We start from the raw sequence: 19,332 nt of genomic DNA, 5'->3' as shown, positions 1-19,332 counted from the left end.
ATGTCCATTCTCGTCACTCCCGACACCAAAGTCCTCATCCAAGGTATCACCGGCAGCTTCGGCGCACGCCATGCCAAGCTCAGCCTCGACTACGGCACGAAAGTCGTGGCAGGCGTCACCCCGGGCAAGGGGGGCCAGCTTTTTGAGAACCAGGTGCCCATCTTCGATACCGTCGAGCAGGCCGTCCGCGAGTCAGGAGCGACTGTCTCCGCCATCTTCGTCCCACCTCCTTTCGCAGCCGACGCTATTCTCGAAGGCGTTGCCGCAGGCCTTGAACTCGTTGTGTGCATCACCGAGGGAATTCCCGTCATCGACATGATGAAGGTGAAGGAGGCCATGAAGGGCTCCAAGACCCGCCTCATCGGCCCGAACTGCCCCGGTCTGGTCACCCCCGGCACAGGAGAGAAGTCCCATGGAGGCTGCCGCATCGGCATCGCCCCGGGTTACATCCATAAGAAGGGAAGTGTCGGCGTTGTCTCCCGCTCCGGCACCCTCACCTATGAAGCGGTCTGGCAGCTCACGACCCGCGGCTATGGTCAGAGCACCTGTGTCGGCATCGGTGGCGATCCTATTAACGGTACCTCCCACCTCGACATCCTGAAGATGTTCAACGAGGACCCCGAGACCGAGGCGATCATCATGATCGGAGAGATCGGCGGAAGCGCCGAAGAAGAAGCCGCCGCCTGGGCTGCCGAGCATTGCAAGAAGCCGATCGCCGGATTCATCGCGGGAGCGACCGCTCCCGAGGGAAGGCGCATGGGCCATGCAGGAGCCATCGTCAGCGGCGGTCAAGGAACGGCCGCCGGCAAGATCGCCGCACTCCGGGCCGCTGGCATCGAAATTGCTGAGACTCCTTCCGATATGGCAGATGCGCTCATCCGACGGATGAAGCGCTAAACGTCACTTTCCAACTCAATCATCCAACCTATCAAAAGCCCACTCCCATGCCCGTCATCGCCAAAGGACTCGAAGGTATCGTCGCCAACTCCACCGCCCTCAGCGATGTGCGAGGCGAGGAGGGCATCCTCATTTACGCCGGATACAACATCGACGAACTGGCCGGCAAGGTAAGCTACGAGGAGGTCGTTTATCTCCTGTGGCAAGGTGAACTCCCTAACAAGGCACAGCTCCAGGCTCTTCATGAGGAACTGGGTTCGCAGCGCGAGCTGCCGCAAGGTGTCATCGACTTCATCAAGTCCGCCCCGAAGGATGCCAATCCCATGGATGTGATTCGTACCGGCGTTTCCATGCTGGGTCTCTACGACAAGGTCCCGAGCGGCGACATCGATCCGGCGAACAATCGCCACCGCGCCGTCTCGATCACAGCGAAAGTCGGCGTGATTGCAGCCTATTACCATAGAGCCCGTCTCAATCAGGATTTTCTCCCTGTTCGCAAGGATCTCGGCGAAGCAGCCCACTTCCTCTATCTCCTGAATGGCATCGAACCCACCGCCGAGGCCGCCAAGACCCTGGACGTTGCCTATGTCCTCCATGCCGATCACGGCATGAACGCCTCCACCTTCTCTGCCCGCGTCACGATCGCCACGCTGAGCGACATCTACTCTGCCGTCACGTCCGCTATCGGAACCCTCAAGGGGCCTCTCCACGGCGGTGCCAATGAGGGAGTCATTCACATGCTTCAGGAGATCGGCGATGAGACCAAGGTCGATGGCTGGGTCGAGCAGGCAATCGCCACCAAAAAGAAGGTCATGGGTATCGGTCACCGCGTCTACAAGACCCTCGACCCACGTGCCCCTCACCTCCGCTCCATGGCGGTCCAACTCTGCGAGCAACTCGGCGAAGGAAAGTGGATCCGGATGTCTGAGCGCATCGCCGAGCTGATGAAGGACCGCAAAGGACTTAATGCCAACGTCGATTTCTACTCGGCTACTGTTTACTACTCGCTCGGTCTGCCCACCGATATGTTCACCCCGATCTTCGCAATCTCACGCACCTCGGGTTGGACGGCACACATCCTGGAGCAACTCGTCGACAACCGCCTCTACAGGCCGCTGAGCGAGTATGTCGGGCCTGCCGTTGGCAAGACCGTGACTCCGCTGGAAGACAGAGCCTAGAAGGCTTTCTCTCCGGGAATAAACCTGGGGGATGTTGCGGGATGGGTCGCGCTCGAGTATCCTACAGACATGAGCGAACTCAGGGTTCAATCCGGCGCGGTCATTGCCCTGCGGCTTTTTGACATCGCCTACTCCATCGATCTGAAGCGGGTCGAGGATCTCTGGTCGCGAGGAAGCGGTCAATCCACCAGCCGCAGCCGCCTGAGTTCCACACCTCCGAAGGCCCTGACCTTCGACGTGCCCCCTGTCCTACTGACGATGAATCCTGTGATGCTGGAGATCGCAGGAGTCAGTCATCAGGCTTCAGTCTCAGCGCGTCTCTATGACTTCGGAGTGGTGGCCCTCTCCGTCCGTGTGCCCGCGATGGATCTGAGTTGGGAAGATTACTCCGACCTCTGCGAGGCGGTGGACCGGAGCATCGGGCCAAATGCCCTGGGAGGCCCGTGGCAGAATCTCCTGAAAGAGATCAGGGACTCACTCACTTCTGCAATGACAAGGCCTAATGACTCGACTCTGGAGGAGGATCACCTCGTGGCCATTGTTCAGAAATGGGACAAATCGGTCATCGGAGCCGATCTTCCGGAATTGATCGATCTCGTGCCGATCCTCTCGGGCGAGAACCGCCCTCTCTCCGAGAAGACTCGCAAGGATCTGCTGAAACAGCGCTTCTCCTACTACGAGGATGATCTGGTTGTGGTTACCTGGGACAGAGCCTTCATCTACGAGCCCCGCAGCGATTCCGATGTCGCTGACATCCTTGAGGTGGCCAATGCGCAGTTGCTTGAGTTCCGCTACTACGACGAACTGCTCGATGACGAATTGCCCCGCATGTACGAGCTCGTGAAGCAGGCACGACGGGCTACAAACCTTTTGGCACCCAGACGCTTCGCGGACCTTGCCCGCAAGCTCTACACGCTGGTCGCCGAGGTGACAGAACTCACCGAAAAGGCCGACAACGTGCTCCAGGTGACCGAGGATGTCTATCTGGCCCGCATCTACTTGGCTGCGCTGGAGATCTTCCGCGTGCCGACGGTAAGCGCTGCTGTGGACCGAAAACTCTCCATCGTCAGGGACACCTACGCAGCGCTCTACGCCGAGGCGTCCGGTTCACGGGGGGAACTTCTTGAGGTGGCGATCGTCGTGCTGATTGTGATCGAGATCGCAATCGCTCTCCTACACCACACCGTCTGAGTGGATAGAAGGTTCTAGACGTACGAATTGATCTTGGAATCATCGGCAACCTTGGAGTTGCCATTCATCGGATCGGTGGTGTTGGTGTAGTTCCACGCGACTTTTTGCCTGATATCCACCTTTTGAAGTCCCTTCGGGAGGATCTCAATCATGCCGACGCCGGGATAGGTCCCCATATTCGGACCCTGCCACCACTTTCCACAAACCGCTCCTCCGGTGATGCATGGGATACCATTCAACTCAAGGCGCTCGTTGAGGTGAACATGACCTTGGAGAATTGCCACAACGGGACGATTCCGGAGTTTTTCCATCACGAGGTTCGCATTCAGGACACGGACTCGTCCCGGTGAGGGACCGACCAGCGCTCCGAAGGATCCTGCAACCCCGGTGAGGAACGGAATATGGGTGCAAAGGATGATGGGCTCGCTGGAGGGAATGGTGGCGAGTTCACGGTCCAGCCAGGCCAACTGCGCGGCATCGATCCATCCCCGGTAGGGATCCTGACCACCCACCACCTTGACGGAGTCGAGCATGAGGAACCGGTACCCATGCCAGCGAAAGGAGCGGTAGGTATGCTCCAAGCCGAAATATTTGCGCCAGCGCCAGCGAGGATCTCCCTGTGAAGGGGTGCCATCGGCCTGGAGCGGTTCGTAGAAGTCATGGTTGCCGATGATCGGCTCGAGCCTTGTCTTGAGTTTCTTAAGAAAGGTGTCAGCCAACCCCCAGCGATGCTCCATGACCTTGCCCGACGAGTGGAATCCTCCATGGACAAAATCCCCTCCCCCTATTATGAGATCAGGCTTGAGGGAGTTCATAAGTTCAGCCGTGTGGTCGAGCCACTCCGGGGCGTTATGCTCATCCATGGCATGACAGTCGGTCAGAAAGCCAAGCCGAATCGGCTTTAAGCCTGCCGGAAGCTCGACTCCACCCAGAACGCTCGGCAGCAGAAGCTGGGAGGCAAAGAACGCCCCAAGACCCGTGACAAATTCACGGCGACTCCAGGATGGAAGAGGTTCTTTGGCAGACATGAATGAATCAGGAGTCAATCAAGCGGATAGAAATCAGAAAGCAACGTGTCCAGAGCAACTCTTATAGTTTTGTTATCAGCAGGCTCAGCGCTCCCCGAGAGTGATAACTACCACTCCCGCAAGCACCAGAATGCCTCCGAGCATCGTCACCATGTTCAGCTGCATCTCCCGGAAAAACACCCAGGCAAAGAGAATAACAAAGAGTGGGTAAGAGATCTCGATAAGCGAAACGAGGGTGGGATTCTTCGCGGACATGGCTGCGTAGGTCAAATAGGCACCGAGCGCCGAACCGCCAATGGAGAAAAGAAACAATCCGAGATCACCACGCGGTAGCGAAGCGACAGCAAGGGCAGAAGATAGACGCCCCGTAGAAAGGATAGCGATCAGGGCTCCAAGAAAACCAAAGAGGGAGTATCCGAAAAAGAAAACCAAGGGGTTGAGCCCCTGCTTGAGAAGCGGCCCGCTGGCTGCATAACTTATTCCCCAGCAGACGGAGGCAGCAACGGCGTATAAGATCCACATAGAGTGAAAAAATATGACACTGATCATCCGATTCCTCAAATGGGAACTGGAACGCCTTCTCCAGCCCCTTGCCTTTAACTGAAATCGGCGCAACGCTACCTGAATGGGAGTTGAAATCGAACGCAAGTTCCTCATCCGCGAAGATGCAGATGACCGCTGGATCAGGGAAGCCCTTGGCATTCCGTACGTTCAGGGATACCTCTCCCGGGAACGAGGGCGCACCGTGCGTGTCAGGATCGCTGGGGATAAGGCCTATTTGACGATCAAGGGAGAGGTGCAGGGGATTTCCAGGGCGGAATTCGAATATGCGATTCCCATCGAGGATGCGCGCGCGATGCTACCGCTGTGCGACGGCCCGCTGATCGAGAAAACGCGGCATCTCATTCCCCACGAGGGGCATGTCTGGGAGGTCGATATCTTCCACGGCAAGAACGAGGGACTGATCATTGCGGAAATCGAACTTGAGAAAGAGACGCAGGAGGTTCCGATGCCCGAATGGGTGGGCAAGGAAGTGACCGGTGATCGCCGCTATTATAACTCAAGTCTGGCCGTCCATCCCTTCATGGTATGGCAGGAAAAAGAAAACTGATCACGATGAGCAAGCGGAAAAAATCTCTTTCAGGACGGGAGCGCAAAGCACCGATACTAAAGAAAAAACCACGCTTTCATCTCAGACTTGGCAAACCGATTGGAGAGGAGCTCCAAATGATCGCTCGTCTCCACCTTGAAGCGGCACTCACCCAACTTACTGGGAACAATGTCTCCCCCGAGCGGGTGCATGAGGCTCGGACAGCCATCAAAAAGGTCAGGGCCGTCATCCAACTCTCTTCCCCTGCACTGGGAAGCATCCACCGAAGATTTGTCTCTGATCTGCTTCATAATGCCATGATGAGGATGGGGCCACTCAGGGATGCCGATGTACAGGTCCAAGCTCTGGATCTCCTGCTGGAAACGGAAGGTCTGATGCCGGAAGACTTCTCCTCAGTCAGAGCGGGGCTTGCCGATATCGCCAAACAGCGGCGCGTAAACTATATCCGCCAGATCCCAAGAGTGAGTGAATCCCTGGAGGAGGCCCTCCGATGTGTGAACAAATGGCTCCTCGACCCGCTGCAGGGAAAAGATGTGAGTCGGCGTGTCCGCCGCAGCTACCGAAGAGGACGATCCCTGCTCGACCTCTGCCAGGTCAATGACGATCCGGAAACTTTCCATTCCTTCCGCAAAACAGTGAAACAGCTCTGGTATTCAATCCGTATCACCTCCGAGTTCTGGCCCGAGCAAGGTGCCGATCTTATCCATGAACTCGGTCTCATCGGGGAACTCGCCGGCAAGGAACGTGATTTCACGCTGCTCGCAAAGACCATCCGCCAAGGCCCAGCAAACAAGGCTGCTCATCATTTGATCGCGATGCTAGACGAGGAGCTTCCCAAATTGAGAAGGGCTACCCTGACGGCGGCTCTGTCTTTCTATGAGCAGAAGCCCAAAGCCTTTGTTGAATTCCTGGATCTCTGAGCATCACCCCTGTTATTTTTTAATCATGCCACCAGTAAACCTCCCCATGCCACTCCACGAGGCACATGCCCTTCTCCAGCATACATGCGAGCAGGCCGTTGCCATCATCCGACCCAACTTCCACATGGGTCTTGATCTCTTCCTGGCTCTTATTCCATTCGTGATCGCACTCCTTATCTTTCGAAAGAAAAGCAGCATCCCGGGGATTCTCTGGTGGCCACTACTTGCCATCATGGTCCTGTTCCTACCCAATGCCCCCTATGTCCTCACGGATGTCATTCACTTCGTCGCCAAGGTTCGTGTCACTCCACCGCTGCCGATCTGGGCAATGAGCCTGCTTCTAGTGGAATATTTTTTCTATTTTCTGATTGGGATGGAGTGCTTTGTAATCCCGCTAATGCTCTGGGGCAGGACGCTTCGGCGGCATCACTGGGGATGGCTTACCTTACCTCTTGAGATCCTGATGATATCGCTCAGTGCCTTTGGAATCTACTTGGGACGCATCGACAGACTCAATAGCTGGGATGTGGTCACTGATCCCGAGCACCTGATGGTTCAGGCTCTCCGTGACGCCCTGAACCCGAAACCGGAAGAGATGACCCTATTGTTTTTTCTGGCGGTCCTCGTCGTCTTCTACCTGATCAAGACCTTCAATGTTCTCATCGCAAGACTGCTTGCTCGAGATATAGCCCCGTTGGCTTCTTAACGCAGCTTCCAGAACATCGCGACCGTGATGATCAGGCCGATCGCCGTGATGAGGTAACGCACTTTCTCTTGAGAAAGGCGCTGGGAATAGGTGGCTCCGATGTAGTATCCAGCAACAGCACCCACGGTCATCACGGCCATACGTGGCCAGTCGATCAGTCCATTCACCGTAAACCAGATCGCTGCGACAAGATTGATCAGCGAACCGAGGACAGTCTTCAGCGCATTCATCTGATGAATATGGGAAAAGCCGAGAAAGCCGAGTGTCGCCAACATCAGAATCCCGATTCCGGCCCCGAAGTATCCTCCATAGACCGAGACCAGAAACTGGAAGATCATGGCGATAATCAGATGTCTTCTTCCTGAGGGAACAGGCTGTGATTGCGTCGCCTCCATCACGAGTTGATGGGCAACCTGTCTCCTCACCACCCCTTGGATCATGAAGAGCACAGTCGCAAAGAGGACCAGATAGGGAACCAAATGGGCAAAGGAGCTTTCGCTTCCATGAGTCAGCAAGAAACTGCCGACGAAGCCGCCCACAATACTTACTGGGATAAAAGAGGCAAGCCAGGGCCTGATCTCAGCAATGTGTTTCCTGAAACCGTAGATGCTGCCTGATGTGCCGATCACGAGCGAGAGGGCGCTCGTGGCGTTTGCCTCCACGGGATTCATGCCGAATAGGATCAGGACAGGAAAGGTGATCAGGGTGCCTCCTCCAGCAACTGCGTTGATCACTCCCGCAACGCAGGCAGCAGTCAGCAGGGAAATCATTTCGATCCAAGGCATCAGGCAACAATGGCAGAAAACCCGGAGAGATGGCGATCCGATATCCGAGCCAGCAATGAGTTGAGAAATCTTCTTTTGCTCGAGCTCCTCGAAGAGGATAGCCTCTAAGGCCATCGTTTTCGCTCTCTATATCATTCCATCATGCTGACAGCTTCCGGTCTTTCCAAATCCTATGGCGGACGAGCCCTCTTCGAAGAGGCCTCCCTACAGATTAACCGCGGAGACCGTGTTGGACTCATCGGTGCCAATGGAGCGGGCAAATCGACGCTTTTCTCGCTGATTCTCAAAGAGGCCGCCCCGGACTCCGGAACAGTGGCCTTGGAGAGAAGCGTCACGATCGGATTCCTGCCGCAGGAGAGCGCCCCATCGGGAGATGAGACCGTCCTGGAACTTGCCACCAATATTTCCACCGACATGGAGGAGGCCCAGCGACAGATGAGGGAGCACACCGAGGAGGATCCCCTTCACCATGAGGGAGCGGGACGTTTCGTTGAACTCGACGGCCACTCACTTCAGGTCAAGGCAAAGCGGATCCTGAGCGGTCTCGCCTTCCGTGAAGGGGATGTCAATAAGCCGGCACGCACACTCAGCGGCGGCTGGATCATGCGCGCCCATCTGGCGCGCCTTCTGGTGATGGAGCCTGATATCCTGATGCTCGATGAGCCGACGAACCATCTCGATCTTGAGTCACTCGGGTGGTTCCAGAGCTATCTCTCGAAATATTCCGGAGCCATCCTGGCGATCTCACACGACCGTGAGTTCCTGAATGAGATCTGCGTGGGCATCCTCGAAATCCGCAATCGCAAGCTGAACCGCTACCGGGGTAACTACGACGACTACCTGGCCCAGAAGGCCGCCCGAGAAGAGCAGCACTTGGCCGCCTATAAGAACCAGCAACGTGAGATCGCGGAACTCCAGCGCTTCATCGACCGCTTCCGAGCCAAGGCGAGCAAGGCTTCCCAGGCCCAAGACCGAATCAAGCAGCTGGCGCGTATGGAAAAAATCGATGCTCCGGAGCGCGACGATGCAACGGTCTCCTTCTCTTTCCCCCAGCCTAAACGGAGTGGCCAGCGGGTGATCACACTGGAAGGAGTCAAACAGGCCTACGGCTCTCATGTCGTCTATTCCCACCTCGACCTCGAAGTCGAGAAGGGTCAGCGGACCGTTCTCGTGGGACCGAACGGCGCCGGCAAATCCACCATGCTCAAGATCCTGGCGGGGATGCTCCCACTGGAAGCCGGCACTGTCACTCCTGGCCATAACCTCTCGATCGGCTACTTTGCCCAGCACCGCACCGAGATGCTGGATGTGAAGAGGACCGTTCTTGCCGAGGCGATGGAGACCCAGACTCCGGTTCCGGAACAGACAGTCCGTACCATTCTGGGATCCTTCCTGTTCCGTGGGGATGATGTCTTCAAGCCGGTAGGAGTGCTCAGCGGAGGAGAAAAGAGCCGCCTGGCTCTGGTTAAGCTGCTGCTTAACCCGCCCAACCTTCTGCTCCTGGACGAACCGACAACCCACCTCGACATGCCTAGCATCGACGCCCTGATCGGCGCTCTGAGCCAGTACGAGGGAACCCTCCTCTTTGTCAGCCACGACGTGCACTTCATCAGGGCCCTGGCCACCACGGTCCTGCATATCAGCGCGGGCAAGCTCACCTCCTATTCGGGTGATTATCAGTACTACCTCGAAAAATCAGGGGCTCTCTCCGAGCGGGCGGCACTTGTCGCCCCAGGAGATTACCGTCCGGAGACTTCAGGAACTCAGGAAGCAGCACCACGAGTGAAGATGGGACTCAAGGAGATCAAGGAACAGCGTCGCGCCGAAGCCGAGGCCAGAAAAGCGGCCAATAAAATCATCCGGGAGAAGCAGGCACGTCTCAAAACCGCAGAAGAGAACATCACTAAACTAGAGACTCGTCAGCGGGAACTAGTCATGGAACTGGAAAACTCGGGAGGAAAAGCCTTTGAGCTTAACCGCGAACTGGCCGGGATTCAGGAACGCCTCAGCTCGGTGATGGAGGAGTGGGAAACTCTCTCGGCTTCACTTCCTGCTGCAGAAGAGGAAAAAGAGGAGTCGGCCGAATCCTTAGTCTAATCTCCAAGCTCTAAGCCATGATTACCCGATTCCTCCAAGCACGTATCCGGAGCTTCGGCTATGCATTCAATGGTCTGAAGGTTCTCTTGCTAACCCAGCCCCACGCCCAGCTCCACGCTCTGGCAACCGTGGCCGTGCTGATTGCGGGTAAGATTCTCCATCTTAGGCGATGGGAATGGGTGGCCATCCTACTCTGCATCGGCATGGTCTGGATGGCGGAGGCTCTCAACACGGCATTGGAGTTTCTAGCCGATGAGGTTTCACTCGAGCAGAGGGAGCGGATCGGCAAGGCCAAGGATGTCGCTGCCGGCGGAGTACTAATCACCGCACTGATCTCGGTTGCCGTCGCTGTCATTGTCTTCAGAAATCATCTTCCCTGACCCGGGTTTTTAAACCCAACTACTATCAAGACTTCTCCATTACAGAAAAGGCGCTACATCCCCCTTCGGCGAAAGTAGGCGACTTTCACCGGACTGATCGCGGAAAATGTACCGACGAGATCCCTCTCATGCATGAGGATCCAGGGTTGGGCATAGTTGATGCCGTTCTTGGTGAAGACCACGTCATCGGCGAGATAGACAGCCGAATGGATGACCCCTCCGGATGAATTCAGTAGAAGAACCAGATCTCCGGCGGTACTCGGCTTGGCAATCTCATAATAGTGATCGGTGATGAAGCGACTCGCAAAGCCGTTATCACTCATGCGAGGATCCGGTGTAAGGCTGAAAAAATTAAGTGCCGTCCAATGACAGTCGGGTATCCTGGGATCCCCATCCGATGGGGGCAACGGAGAGGTGTAAAGTCTGTCACGAGCTATCGGAGGCAGGGCATAGAGCAGACTGAGAGATCCGCCGTGGGGAAGCCGTTTCTGCGACTCGAACAGCGGCTTCAGATCCTTCAACAATACTCCTGGCATCGAGAGGGCCCAGTAGTTAAGGGGCTTATCGATATCGGAGTCGGATCGGATGAGAAGTCGAGCTAGTATGGCATTCTGACTCGTCAGGCTCCTGAGAAAATCACCTCGCTCCTGATCGGAATCGAGTCCCTTGATAACTGACTCAGGATCGCTGAAGTAGGTGAATCCGTTCCGTTGATAAAGCAGGCGCTTCATGATGCCCTTCGCTTTTTCATCCGAGAAATGATGGGTGTCGAAAAATTTGTCAACATCGCCGTTGGGTATAAAATAGGGTGTTTCCTGGAAACGGTTTGCCGGATTCCGGGCGAGTTGCAGGTAGAGCTTGGAGCGGACTTCTGGGGGAAGATTGAGAACGGTTTCAAAATCAGGCTTCAGGATGAAGATTGCTCCCATACCCTCCATCCGTTTCGCAAGCAGGCTGGATGATTGTTCTTCGGTGCAACCGCTGCCGATCAGGAGGTCATGGACGGCTTGGCGAGTCGTGGCGCCAAAGCTCCAGAACGGACCATCGGCAGTGGTCTTCTCGAAGCCAGCATATTCCTGCGGTTGCTCGATACGAATGTCCCATTCCTCAAGATCTCCCCAGGCTCCGGAGCGAATAATCCCGACACTCCCCTCCGATTCCTGCGCCAGATGCCCATCGATCAGATGCGTCAGAAGCACACCCGCAGCAATGATCAAAATCCAGAAAGCCACTTGGCGCTTTCGGGAAGCGATCCATGAGCTCCATGGTAGTTTTCGGGTGGTGACCGGATGATCTTGGGAATCGAGAGATAAGGGTGAATTCACAGCATGGACCGATCAAGAGACAATGCTGGGGGAGGACAGACCATGAAATCGGCGGGTGCAATTTAACAAACGAAAGCGGCTTTGCGAGTGCAATCATGAGGCGCTTTCCGATTGACCATCACGGAGTGCTTCATCAATCTACAGAGCGATCAAGGTGAGGTGGCTGAGTGGTCGAAAGCAGCGCTTTGCTAAAGCGCCGTACTCCAAAAGGGTACCGAGGGTTCGAATCCCTCCCTCACCGCCATTACCGAAAGGATGAAACTCATAACTTCCGTCACGGTCTCCATCCCAGGCACTACGGCGAATCTGGGTCCGGGATTCGATTCGTTTGGATTGGCTCTGGATGTGGCAAATCTCGTCACGATCACTGCTGCGCAAAAGATGGCTGCCTCACCCGCGATGGTGGAGGCCACGGGAAAAAGCTTTTTCCTCGGGAGCGGACTCACACCCTTTCCATTCTCCTGGAAAATCAAGGGGAGCGTCCCCCAGGCGCGAGGCCTGGGAAGCAGCGTCACGGTCCGTCTCGGCACCCTCATGGGACTCAATGCCCTCTGCGGCAATCCTCTCTCACGCCTCGGTATCTATCGCCTCTGTGCGGAACTGGAGGGACACCCTGACAATGCGGCTCCCGCTATGTTTGGAGGGTTCACGATTGCCCGCTCTCATCTCGATCCCATCCGCCTGCCGGTCTCGGCAAAACTCCGCTTTGTTCTCCTCATCCCGGACTTTGAGGTAGCCACTCCCGACGCGCGCAAGGTCATGCCCAAGTCGATCAGTATCGGCGATGCGGCAGCTAATGCGGCGGATGCAGCCGTGATCGCGACTGCCTTCGCTACCGGGAAATACGAACTGCTACGGGGAGCCTTCGGCGACCGTCTTCACCAACCCTACCGCGCCAAGCTCGTACCCTTCCTCGGAGAGGTTGTCACAGCGGGTGAGCAGGCCGGAGCCATTGGAGGATGGCTTAGCGGTTCAGGTTCGACCATCTGCTGCCTTGCCCCTGATGCCGTTTCTGCAAAAAAAATCGCTGCTTCAATGCGCGCAGCTGCACCGAAGGGTGCCAAGATAGCCATTGTCGCCGCCGACAACAAAGGGGCCAGGATCGTCAAATCCTGATGAGGCAGCTACTCGACAGACTCGAACAGTTTGCCGTCGATGTCATCCTGGAGAGGAGGGCCGGAAAAAGAGCAGGCCTACTCCGAATCGTTCTTCGTGGGCTTTCCTTCCTCTATCTCGCCATTGTCTCCGTCAGAATCCGACTCTACTACTCCAATATACTGAGACCGCACCAGGTTGGATGCCCCGTGGTAAGCATCGGTAATCTTACGGTTGGCGGTACAGGAAAGACCCCGGTCGTTGAAAAACTCGCCCGAGAGCTCTCGATGCGCGGAAGGAAGGTTGCAATTCTCAGCAGAGGATACAAAAGCACGCGCCGACGGATCCCTGGGAACGACACCTCCCCTGTGCGTGTCGTCTCCGAAGGAGGGGCTCTCCTACTGGATTCCAAGAATGCAGGTGACGAGCCCTTCATGCTGGCAAAGAACCTTCGAGGGGTCGCAGTGGTGGTTGATAAAGACCGCGTCGAATGCGGACGCCATGCCATCGCTCAATTAGGAAGCGACCTGCTGATCCTTGATGACGGGCTCCAGTACCTCCGCCTGCAACGTCGCTTCGACCTTGTCCTAATTGACCGGGAGGCCCCCTTCGGTAACGAGTATCTTCTTCCCCGAGGCACACTGCGCGAACCACCCTCTCACCTAAGACGGGCCACTCATATCCTGATCACCAAATGCGACGGAAGTGATCTCTCTGAACTTTACCGCCGCATCAGGCTCCATAACAGAACAGCCGCCATCATTGAATGTCGGCACCGTCCGGTAGAACTTCAGGATTTCTCGAGCGGCAAGAAAATCCCAGTCTCCTCTCTGCAAGGCCTCAAGGCCGCAGCTCTCTCCGCCATTGCCTCACCAGAGAGCTTCGAGCAGGGACTTCGCCGGCTCGGTGTCTCTCTGGAGCTGACCCAGAGCTTTGCTGACCATCACCGCTACTCGAAACGAGAACTCGACCGCTTCATCAAACGCTGCACGCGCCGCGGCATCTCCTGCATCATCACCACGGAGAAGGATGCCGTGCGGATGCCCCACCTGCTGAACCAGGAAATTCCGATTCATTACCTGAGAATCGAGATTGAAATCATTAAGGGCCAGGAGCATTGGGATCGGATGCTTAACCAACTCCTCCACCCGCCTCATCCTGTCATCGAGGATTCCGAGACAAACGGAGAGGAACTCCGTCAGGCGGCCGAAGGCCTGGTGAGCGCGGCTTCCTAATCGCTATTTTCGGCCTCAAAGCTGTGAATGTAGTCCCGCGTGATGGGGACAACATCCGGACGCTTGGCCAACTGGATCTGGAAGACCATCTGCCCCTGATGCCGGAAGCTGAGCTCGCTGGTGACCAGGTAGAATTCCCACATCCTACAGAACCGCTCGTCATAAAGGCCTCGGACTTCTTCCCTTCGCGACTCGAAGCGTTTGCGCCAGAGCCGCAGGGTGTCGGCGTAGTGCATCCTCAGGATCTCGATGTCTGTTACAAACAACCCCGCTTTCTCGATCTCAGGAAGGACTTCGGAAAGCGCCGGGGAATAACCTCCGGGAAAAATGTGTTTAGCGATCCAGGGATTCGTATGTCCCGGCCCCTCCGGCCTGCCGATGGAGTGAATCAGCGCGACACCATCCTCTCTCAGCAACTCCGAGATCTTGCGAAAAAACTCCCCGTAATGATTCACCCCCACGTGCTCGAACATTCCGACAGAGACGATCCTGTCATAGCTGCTCGCCTCATGACGGTAGTCCCGCATCTCGAATCGCAAACGATCGGCCAACCCTGCATGGAAGGCGCGGAGATTGGCATGAGCATGCTGCTCAGTCGAAAGCGTCAATCCCGTCACATCGGCACCGAACTTTCCGGCAAGCGTCAGCCCCAGTCCTCCCCATCCCGATCCGATATCAAGCACCTTGTCACCGGGGCGAAGCAGCAGCTTCGCTGCGATATGAAGTTTCTTGAGCTCCTGGCACTCCTCTAATGTCTCCTCACCGGTCGCGAAATAGCCGCAGGAATACTGCCTGTCGGCATCCAAGAAGAGCGCGTAGAGATTATCCGAGAGATCGTAGTGGTGAGCCACATTCCTTCGCGAGCGTGAAGCCGGATTGAACTGGTGAAAACCACGCATGAGATCGCGCAGTCGTTCCGTGATTCCACTCATCGGGTAGTTCAATGCTTTCAGCCCGATCGAACGGAAGAGCAGATCGAGGAAGTCATGGAGCGTCCCCTGTTCTATTGTCAGTCGCCCCTCCATGTAGGCCTCGCCGGCCTCGAGTTGCGGATCAAGAAGTAGCCTCCATCCGGTTTTCTGATCATGAATCCGGATGACAATCTCCTCTCCCTGACCATCACCATAGGTGACCGAAGATCCTCTCCAGTCAATGACTCGCAGAGAACCGTGCCGTATCAATCCCCGGAGAACAGGATCAAGCAGCCCCTTGCCTCGACTTTCATTCCCTTTCTGATGCAGAGAATTTCGATTTCCAATAGACATCTGCGTTATCAGCCCCTCCCTTTTTGCGAGCGTGTGCATGCAGAAACGGTGCCACTTTCTTACTCATCGCGTCCATAATCAGAACGCTTAGATTGTGACCTGAGATCTAAGATCTAGCCGGGCGGCTTTCCCTCACTCAGCCCGCCACAACAGGAACCATCACGGCGTCGCTCATCCCGTGTAGGATTTTTTTATCGGCAGGACATACCGTGGCAAGCATACCCCCAAGCGTGGCTTTTCCGTCGTTCACAAAGAAATAGGGGCTCAGGCGCGCGCGCCCCTTCATCGTGGTGAGGTTCCCGTCGGCATCGTAGAGAGTTTGATCTGTGAGGATAGAATGACGGAATTCCTGAAGGATGTAGGGATGTTCCGGGAACTCCTGTAACGCACGCTCGATCACTGCTTCCCATTCGAAACGCGGCAGATCGGATCCTAGCGAGACGCCCCTCGCACCCCAGGCACGGCCGTCGAACCCGCTGATCTTGATGATGAGATCACGGGCTTTCTGGCTGAAGGCTCCCAACTCCTTCCAATTCTGAATCTCAAGCCGTGGATAGACAGCGTTCGGGGGAAGCGTGCATGGATCGAGCACCCAGGTATAGGGGATCCACTTTTGCAAGGATTGCATTCCACGCTCACCGAGCTGACGCATCCAGAACTCACGGAGCGGAGCCATCCAGAAGAGTGCCATCCAAAGTTTCTCCTCAAGCTGCGCCTTGGGCGGAGGGGTAACAGAGACACGTCCCTGGCAGGCATTATGGAAGAGGCTCTCAGCGCAAGGCACATTGGGAAGATCGAACATCTCGAAGAAGCGGTAAATATTGCCACTCCATTCATCGCGTGAAGAGGTATCAGCAACTTTCCAAAGGAGATTTCCTCCCCGTTCCAGGCTCATTCTGGTGAGACGCGCAGCCAGCCATTCCATCTCGGGTCGGTAAGTGTCAGCCTCCTCGGAAACAACGATCTCTCCCCCAGGTAGCAACGAGGAAAATCCTTCGAGCATCCCTTCAGGGCCTCCGAGCACGTCGAAGCCGAAGGATGCGTAGGTTTCATTCAACCATCCGGTGAGGCCGATCCCCCCGGGGATCTGATCGAGTTCGCAGATCGAGAATCCTTCCTCCGTGAGGATGAGATCGGGTCTGATCACCCGAGCAATTTGGCCACGGAAGGCGGAATTCCTGCCAAGCGCAACAACCTCTGGAGGCTTTCCCCGATCGAGAAGCTCCGCGATCCAAGAGGGTTGACGCCCGTCGACGCTCTGCCTGTAAAGGAGATCGCAGGCCTCTGCGAACTGGAGTAGACGGTGGCCCATGGATTCAAGCTCTCGGGCGAGTTTGGCATCCAGACTGTAGGGCGAAGGAGCCCATCGCCATTCCTTCCCGGCGAAGAGTTCGCCCTCCGGAACACGGCGACGCAGTTCCTCAAGCGCGACTGGAGCAGGTTTCGTCGTGGGGGTGAGGGCCATCACGAGAGAAGATTCCTGAGTGCCTCACGCACCACATCCTCGGCGGAGGAATCGGCCGAAAGCTTGGTCATCACGGCTTTCACAGCCTTGTGGGCATCGACCTGTTTGTACCCAAGCGATATCAGGGCCAGCACGGCATCGTGGAGATGGCGCTCGATGCCCGATGGTGCATTTCCACGGCTTGCCGCCTCCCATTCCGCAGCCACTCCGAGCTTGTCCTTGAGTTCCAGCACGACCCGCTCGGCGGTTTTCTTTCCAACTCCGGAGATCTTCGAAATCGCCGCGATATCGGAAGTGACCACGGCCGATTTGAAATGTCCGACTTCCATCCCACTCAGGATGGCGAGGGCTAGCTTCGGGCCGATACCTGAGACATGAGCCATGAGTAGACGGAAAAGGTCGCGCTCTTCGGAGGAGGAAAAACCGTAGAGGATCTGAGCATCCTCGCGCACATGGTGATGGGTCAGCACCCGAACTCTGGCTCCCGTGGAGGAGAGTTTGCTGTAACTCGATAAGGGGATGAGAATCTGATAGCCGATTCCACCAGCATTGACGACGATTTGGTTCGGAAGCACATCTTCCAGTATCCCTTCGACAAAAGTGATCATAATACCCATTTTTCTACCCATCTTAGCCGTTAAAGACCAGAGCTTGTCGTTCCCACGGGGGATTCCAGTCTTGCTGCTGTGTATACTAGTTTTCCTGGGAGCATCTCACCGGCTTCATGGAAGCGACAAAAAGGAGACTCCGGCCCTGCTCTTGGGAGGTTACTTTGATCGTCCGCCGATTCACCGTTTTCTTCCTGGGTCGAAAAGAACCCTGCTCTTTCCCGCCCACGTCAGCATACACAGCGAAGTGACCCCCCTGGGGTCGGATGCCGGGAGGTCACAGGAAGCTTGGGATCTCTTCCTGAAGGAATCCCGGGAGGACACTTCCCTTCTGATGGCCACCCTGAACCCGCTGATGGTGCGCGACGCCCATCAGGTGATCCAGGCGGCGGTGATGAGTTTGGACGATCCAAGACTTGCATCCTGCATCCTTAATCCCGGATTTCTCCGCCGCTTCAGTGCGATCTTCGGGCCAGAGTTGATTGTGGCCATACCATCCCGCACTAAAATCTACGTTTTCCCCAAGCTGGCAAACCGACTTCCAGAGATGATCCAGGCGATTCACGACGACTATCTGATCTCGCCTCAACCTGTCTCCACGGAACTCTTTGAACTTTCCAAAAAAGGAATGAGGGCTATCGGCACCGTCGATCCCGACGATCAGTGAGCCTAAATCAGACCGCTTCCGCCAGCAACGCCTGCTCGGGCGTCAGTTCATCGTCGCCGCGGCGGGCCCTCTCGACGCGCTCCAGATAATAATCCAGCACCCTGTCCGGTATGCCTGGAATCCGCGCCGAGGCGAAGACCTTGATTGCCTCTTCCCACTTGCGCTCACGGAAAAGAATAACCCCCTTCCAGAACTGGTCGCGACTGCGCTCCCTCTCAGGAGAGAGAGAGTTCTTCGGGGCAAGAAACTCATAGAGTTCGACGCGGCGGCGGCTGCCGGCACGCTGGAGAAGATCAATGGGGCGGCCCTCCACGGTTTCAGAAGCCATCTCATAGGATAACGGACCGCTCAGAATACGGCATCCATACTGAGCGCAGGCCGCGGAGAGATGACGTGTAAAATCCACCACAGGGCCCGAAACGCTGTAACGCCCCAATCTGGCACCCCCGTAGGCGGCAGCGATCATGGGCCCCGAGTTCACCCCCATGCGAAAATCCAGGCGCTGCTGCCAGCGGTTGTCGCATTCACGATTGAGTTCTTCGAGCCGCGACACCAGATCGATTGCCGCACGGGCAGCCTTTGCCGCATGGTTGAGAACTCCCGAGGGCGGGAGCGGGACTCCGAAGACGACCCGGATACTCTCACCTGAGCACTCGTCAAGGTAACCGCCGATATCGACCAGAAAGTCGGAGGCCGTCCGTAAGTAGAGATTCATCAAAGCGACATAATCCTCCGGCTTCAGCACCTCCATGAGTTCGACATGGTTATGGACAGAGCAGACAATCACAGAGGCTTCATGCATCTCGCCGGGAAAATCGACGGACAATTCCCCTTCGACAAGTTGCCGGAAGATCTCGGGCCTTAGTCGCTGACCAAAAAGACGCCGCAGTACGGGCTCTCTGGATCCCGCCTCGGTTCTTCGGAAAAGAGCAATCGCAATCACTGAAAGAAGGAGGGCCGCGATACACGGCACAGGATTCAGGTACGAGTTGTAAAGGGAGGCTACGAGCGAACCTCCCAGCAGGAGTAGTAGAGCCGCAAGCGCTAGCAGCATCATTTCTCTCAGGCTGGATCCGATGCCAATCCAGAGGGAAGCGGGAACAAGAAGCAACGCCAGAATCAGCGGAAGCAATGGCAGTCCATTTGCAGAGGGATGCAGGGATGCGGCATGAATCAGGTTTTGCCACACGGTCCCGGCACCAACAAATGCGCCAACAAGATGAAGAAGAACAACGACCGTTGCAGTGGCAAACAGGAGGATCAGGAATGATTTCAGCAGCCTCATATCAATCGTGTCAGCCTTGTTGTTGTGATGGAGACGGATGATTGCGCACGGGTAGGTACATTTTCAGTAAGAACAGTGGTAATCAAGGGAAACG

19 protein-coding genes and 1 tRNA gene are annotated in these 19,332 nt (G+C 56.3%); 12 read left to right on the top strand and 8 right to left on the bottom strand.

The features are described from left to right. The 3 genes from sucD (at window position 1) to K8R57_01790 (ending at window position 3,266) form a co-directional block, all read left to right on the top strand. Entirely contained in the window at window positions 1-897 is an 897-nt protein-coding gene (gene sucD / locus K8R57_01800; GenBank protein MCE9587031.1) for a succinate--CoA ligase subunit alpha, read from the top strand. A gap of 47 nt (window positions 898-944) precedes the next feature. After that, window positions 945-2,075, top strand: coding sequence for a citrate synthase (locus K8R57_01795; protein ID MCE9587030.1), 1,131 nt, complete (start codon window positions 945-947; stop codon window positions 2,073-2,075). A 69-nt stretch (window positions 2,076-2,144) separates the two neighbouring features. After that, window positions 2,145-3,266, top strand: coding sequence for a hypothetical protein (locus tag K8R57_01790; GenBank protein MCE9587029.1), 1,122 nt, complete (start codon window positions 2,145-2,147; stop codon window positions 3,264-3,266). Between the two features lie 14 nt (window positions 3,267-3,280). Here K8R57_01790 and K8R57_01785 read toward each other — a convergent pair whose 3' ends face one another. After that, window positions 3,281-4,294, bottom strand: a complete 1,014-nt coding sequence (locus K8R57_01785) for a metallophosphoesterase (protein ID MCE9587028.1) — start codon at window positions 4,292-4,294, stop codon at window positions 3,281-3,283. Window positions 4,295-4,378: 84 nt separating this feature from the next. After that, window positions 4,379-4,816 carry a DMT family transporter gene (locus tag K8R57_01780; GenBank protein MCE9587027.1) on the bottom strand — a complete coding sequence of 146 codons (438 nt, stop codon included), beginning with the start codon at window positions 4,814-4,816 and terminating at the stop codon, window positions 4,379-4,381. A gap of 103 nt (window positions 4,817-4,919) precedes the next feature. On the opposite strand from K8R57_01780, the gene K8R57_01775 reads away from it, so the two are divergent. From K8R57_01775 to K8R57_01765, 3 genes are all read left to right on the top strand, one after another. After that, window positions 4,920-5,405, top strand: a complete 486-nt coding sequence (locus K8R57_01775; GenBank protein MCE9587026.1) for a CYTH domain-containing protein — start codon at window positions 4,920-4,922, stop codon at window positions 5,403-5,405. A gap of 116 nt (window positions 5,406-5,521) precedes the next feature. After that, the gene (locus tag K8R57_01770) at window positions 5,522-6,325 is read left to right on the top strand and encodes a CHAD domain-containing protein (protein ID MCE9587025.1); all 804 of its coding nucleotides are present in this window, start codon (window positions 5,522-5,524) and stop codon (window positions 6,323-6,325) included. A gap of 46 nt (window positions 6,326-6,371) precedes the next feature. Further along, on the top strand, window positions 6,372-7,031 hold the full coding sequence (locus tag K8R57_01765) for a DUF1361 domain-containing protein (GenBank protein ID MCE9587024.1): 660 nt from the start codon (window positions 6,372-6,374) through the stop codon (window positions 7,029-7,031). Here K8R57_01765 and K8R57_01760 read toward each other — a convergent pair. Further along, window positions 7,028-7,930, bottom strand: coding sequence for a sulfite exporter TauE/SafE family protein (locus tag K8R57_01760; GenBank protein MCE9587023.1), 903 nt, complete (start codon window positions 7,928-7,930; stop codon window positions 7,028-7,030). The two genes, K8R57_01765 and K8R57_01760, sit on opposite strands and share 4 nt — an antisense overlap. Window positions 7,931-7,957: 27 nt before the next feature. Here K8R57_01760 and K8R57_01755 point away from each other — a divergent pair, with 27 nt between their 5' ends. Then, window positions 7,958-9,913, top strand: coding sequence for an ABC-F family ATP-binding cassette domain-containing protein (locus tag K8R57_01755; protein ID MCE9587022.1), 1,956 nt, complete (start codon window positions 7,958-7,960; stop codon window positions 9,911-9,913). A 17-nt stretch (window positions 9,914-9,930) separates the two neighbouring features. Continuing rightward, window positions 9,931-10,293 (top strand): diacylglycerol kinase family protein, encoded by a 363-nt coding sequence (locus K8R57_01750; GenBank protein MCE9587021.1) that lies wholly within the window; start codon window positions 9,931-9,933, stop codon window positions 10,291-10,293. 53 nt (window positions 10,294-10,346) lie between these two features. On the opposite strand, the gene K8R57_01745 is transcribed toward K8R57_01750, so the two are convergent. Continuing rightward, window positions 10,347-11,525 (bottom strand): hypothetical protein, encoded by a 1,179-nt coding sequence (locus K8R57_01745; GenBank protein ID MCE9587020.1) that lies wholly within the window; start codon window positions 11,523-11,525, stop codon window positions 10,347-10,349. Between the two features lie 246 nt (window positions 11,526-11,771). Between K8R57_01745 and K8R57_01740 the strand changes: the two genes are divergently transcribed. The 3 genes from K8R57_01740 to lpxK all read left to right on the top strand — a co-directional run bounded on the left by K8R57_01740 (window position 11,772) and on the right by lpxK (window position 13,948). Next, a tRNA-Ser gene (locus tag K8R57_01740) sits at window positions 11,772-11,862 on the top strand. An 11-nt stretch (window positions 11,863-11,873) separates the two neighbouring features. Further along, window positions 11,874-12,734 (top strand): homoserine kinase, encoded by an 861-nt coding sequence (gene thrB / locus K8R57_01735; protein MCE9587019.1) that lies wholly within the window; start codon window positions 11,874-11,876, stop codon window positions 12,732-12,734. Next, window positions 12,734-13,948 carry a tetraacyldisaccharide 4'-kinase gene (lpxK, locus tag K8R57_01730; protein MCE9587018.1) on the top strand — a complete coding sequence of 405 codons (1,215 nt, stop codon included), beginning with the start codon at window positions 12,734-12,736 and terminating at the stop codon, window positions 13,946-13,948. Before thrB ends, lpxK begins: the two co-directional genes overlap by 1 nt. Here lpxK and K8R57_01725 read toward each other — a convergent pair. The 3 genes from K8R57_01725 to ruvA form a co-directional block, all read right to left on the bottom strand. Next, window positions 13,945-15,213: a cyclopropane-fatty-acyl-phospholipid synthase family protein gene (locus tag K8R57_01725; GenBank protein MCE9587017.1), complete on the bottom strand. Its 1,269-nt coding sequence runs from the start codon at window positions 15,211-15,213 to the stop codon at window positions 13,945-13,947. The genes lpxK and K8R57_01725 overlap by 4 nt on opposite strands. Before the next feature lie 136 nt (window positions 15,214-15,349). After that, complete coding sequence (locus K8R57_01720; protein MCE9587016.1) at window positions 15,350-16,678, bottom strand: hypothetical protein; 1,329 nt, start codon at window positions 16,676-16,678, stop codon at window positions 15,350-15,352. Next, on the bottom strand, window positions 16,678-17,286 hold the full coding sequence (gene ruvA / locus K8R57_01715) for a Holliday junction branch migration protein RuvA (GenBank protein MCE9587015.1): 609 nt from the start codon (window positions 17,284-17,286) through the stop codon (window positions 16,678-16,680). Before ruvA ends, K8R57_01720 begins: the two co-directional genes overlap by 1 nt. Before the next feature lie 334 nt (window positions 17,287-17,620). Between ruvA and K8R57_01710 the strand changes: the two genes are divergently transcribed. After that, the gene (locus K8R57_01710; GenBank protein MCE9587014.1) at window positions 17,621-17,953 is read left to right on the top strand and encodes a hypothetical protein; all 333 of its coding nucleotides are present in this window, start codon (window positions 17,621-17,623) and stop codon (window positions 17,951-17,953) included. A gap of 7 nt (window positions 17,954-17,960) precedes the next feature. On the opposite strand, the gene K8R57_01705 is transcribed toward K8R57_01710, so the two are convergent. Continuing rightward, window positions 17,961-19,238: an adenylate/guanylate cyclase domain-containing protein gene (locus K8R57_01705; GenBank protein MCE9587013.1), complete on the bottom strand. Its 1,278-nt coding sequence runs from the start codon at window positions 19,236-19,238 to the stop codon at window positions 17,961-17,963. Window positions 19,239-19,332: the final 94 nt, after the last annotated feature.

The organism is Verrucomicrobiota bacterium (genome assembly GCA_021413925.1).
Taxonomy (GTDB): domain Bacteria; phylum Verrucomicrobiota; class Verrucomicrobiia; order Chthoniobacterales; family UBA6821; genus UBA6821.
Note: the sequence above shows the minus strand (reverse complement) of the source record. Positions and strands in the feature narration are given on the sequence as shown.

Excerpts from the sequence above, each read along its gene's own strand:
- sucD (MCE9587031.1), top strand. The coding sequence starts at position 1 with ATGTCCATTCTCGTCACTCCCGACACCAAAGTCCTCATCCAAGGTATC.
- K8R57_01795 (MCE9587030.1), top strand. The coding sequence starts at position 945 with ATGCCCGTCATCGCCAAAGGACTCGAAGGTATCGTCGCCAACTCCACC.
- K8R57_01790 (MCE9587029.1), top strand. The coding sequence starts at position 2,145 with ATGAGCGAACTCAGGGTTCAATCCGGCGCGGTCATTGCCCTGCGGCTT.
- K8R57_01785 (MCE9587028.1), bottom strand. The coding sequence starts at position 4,294 with ATGTCTGCCAAAGAACCTCTTCCATCCTGGAGTCGCCGTGAATTTGTC.
- K8R57_01780 (MCE9587027.1), bottom strand. The coding sequence starts at position 4,816 with ATGTGGATCTTATACGCCGTTGCTGCCTCCGTCTGCTGGGGAATAAGT.
- K8R57_01775 (MCE9587026.1), top strand. The coding sequence starts at position 4,920 with ATGGGAGTTGAAATCGAACGCAAGTTCCTCATCCGCGAAGATGCAGAT.
- K8R57_01770 (MCE9587025.1), top strand. The coding sequence starts at position 5,522 with ATGATCGCTCGTCTCCACCTTGAAGCGGCACTCACCCAACTTACTGGG.
- K8R57_01765 (MCE9587024.1), top strand. The coding sequence starts at position 6,372 with ATGCCACTCCACGAGGCACATGCCCTTCTCCAGCATACATGCGAGCAG.
- K8R57_01760 (MCE9587023.1), bottom strand. The coding sequence starts at position 7,930 with ATGGCCTTAGAGGCTATCCTCTTCGAGGAGCTCGAGCAAAAGAAGATT.
- K8R57_01755 (MCE9587022.1), top strand. The coding sequence starts at position 7,958 with ATGCTGACAGCTTCCGGTCTTTCCAAATCCTATGGCGGACGAGCCCTC.
- K8R57_01750 (MCE9587021.1), top strand. The coding sequence starts at position 9,931 with ATGATTACCCGATTCCTCCAAGCACGTATCCGGAGCTTCGGCTATGCA.
- thrB (MCE9587019.1), top strand. The coding sequence starts at position 11,874 with ATGAAACTCATAACTTCCGTCACGGTCTCCATCCCAGGCACTACGGCG.
- lpxK (MCE9587018.1), top strand. The coding sequence starts at position 12,734 with ATGAGGCAGCTACTCGACAGACTCGAACAGTTTGCCGTCGATGTCATC.
- K8R57_01725 (MCE9587017.1), bottom strand. The coding sequence starts at position 15,213 with ATGTCTATTGGAAATCGAAATTCTCTGCATCAGAAAGGGAATGAAAGT.
- K8R57_01720 (MCE9587016.1), bottom strand. The coding sequence starts at position 16,678 with ATGGCCCTCACCCCCACGACGAAACCTGCTCCAGTCGCGCTTGAGGAA.
- ruvA (MCE9587015.1), bottom strand. The coding sequence starts at position 17,286 with ATGATCACTTTTGTCGAAGGGATACTGGAAGATGTGCTTCCGAACCAA.
- K8R57_01710 (MCE9587014.1), top strand. The coding sequence starts at position 17,621 with ATGGCCACCCTGAACCCGCTGATGGTGCGCGACGCCCATCAGGTGATC.
- K8R57_01705 (MCE9587013.1), bottom strand. The coding sequence starts at position 19,238 with ATGAGGCTGCTGAAATCATTCCTGATCCTCCTGTTTGCCACTGCAACG.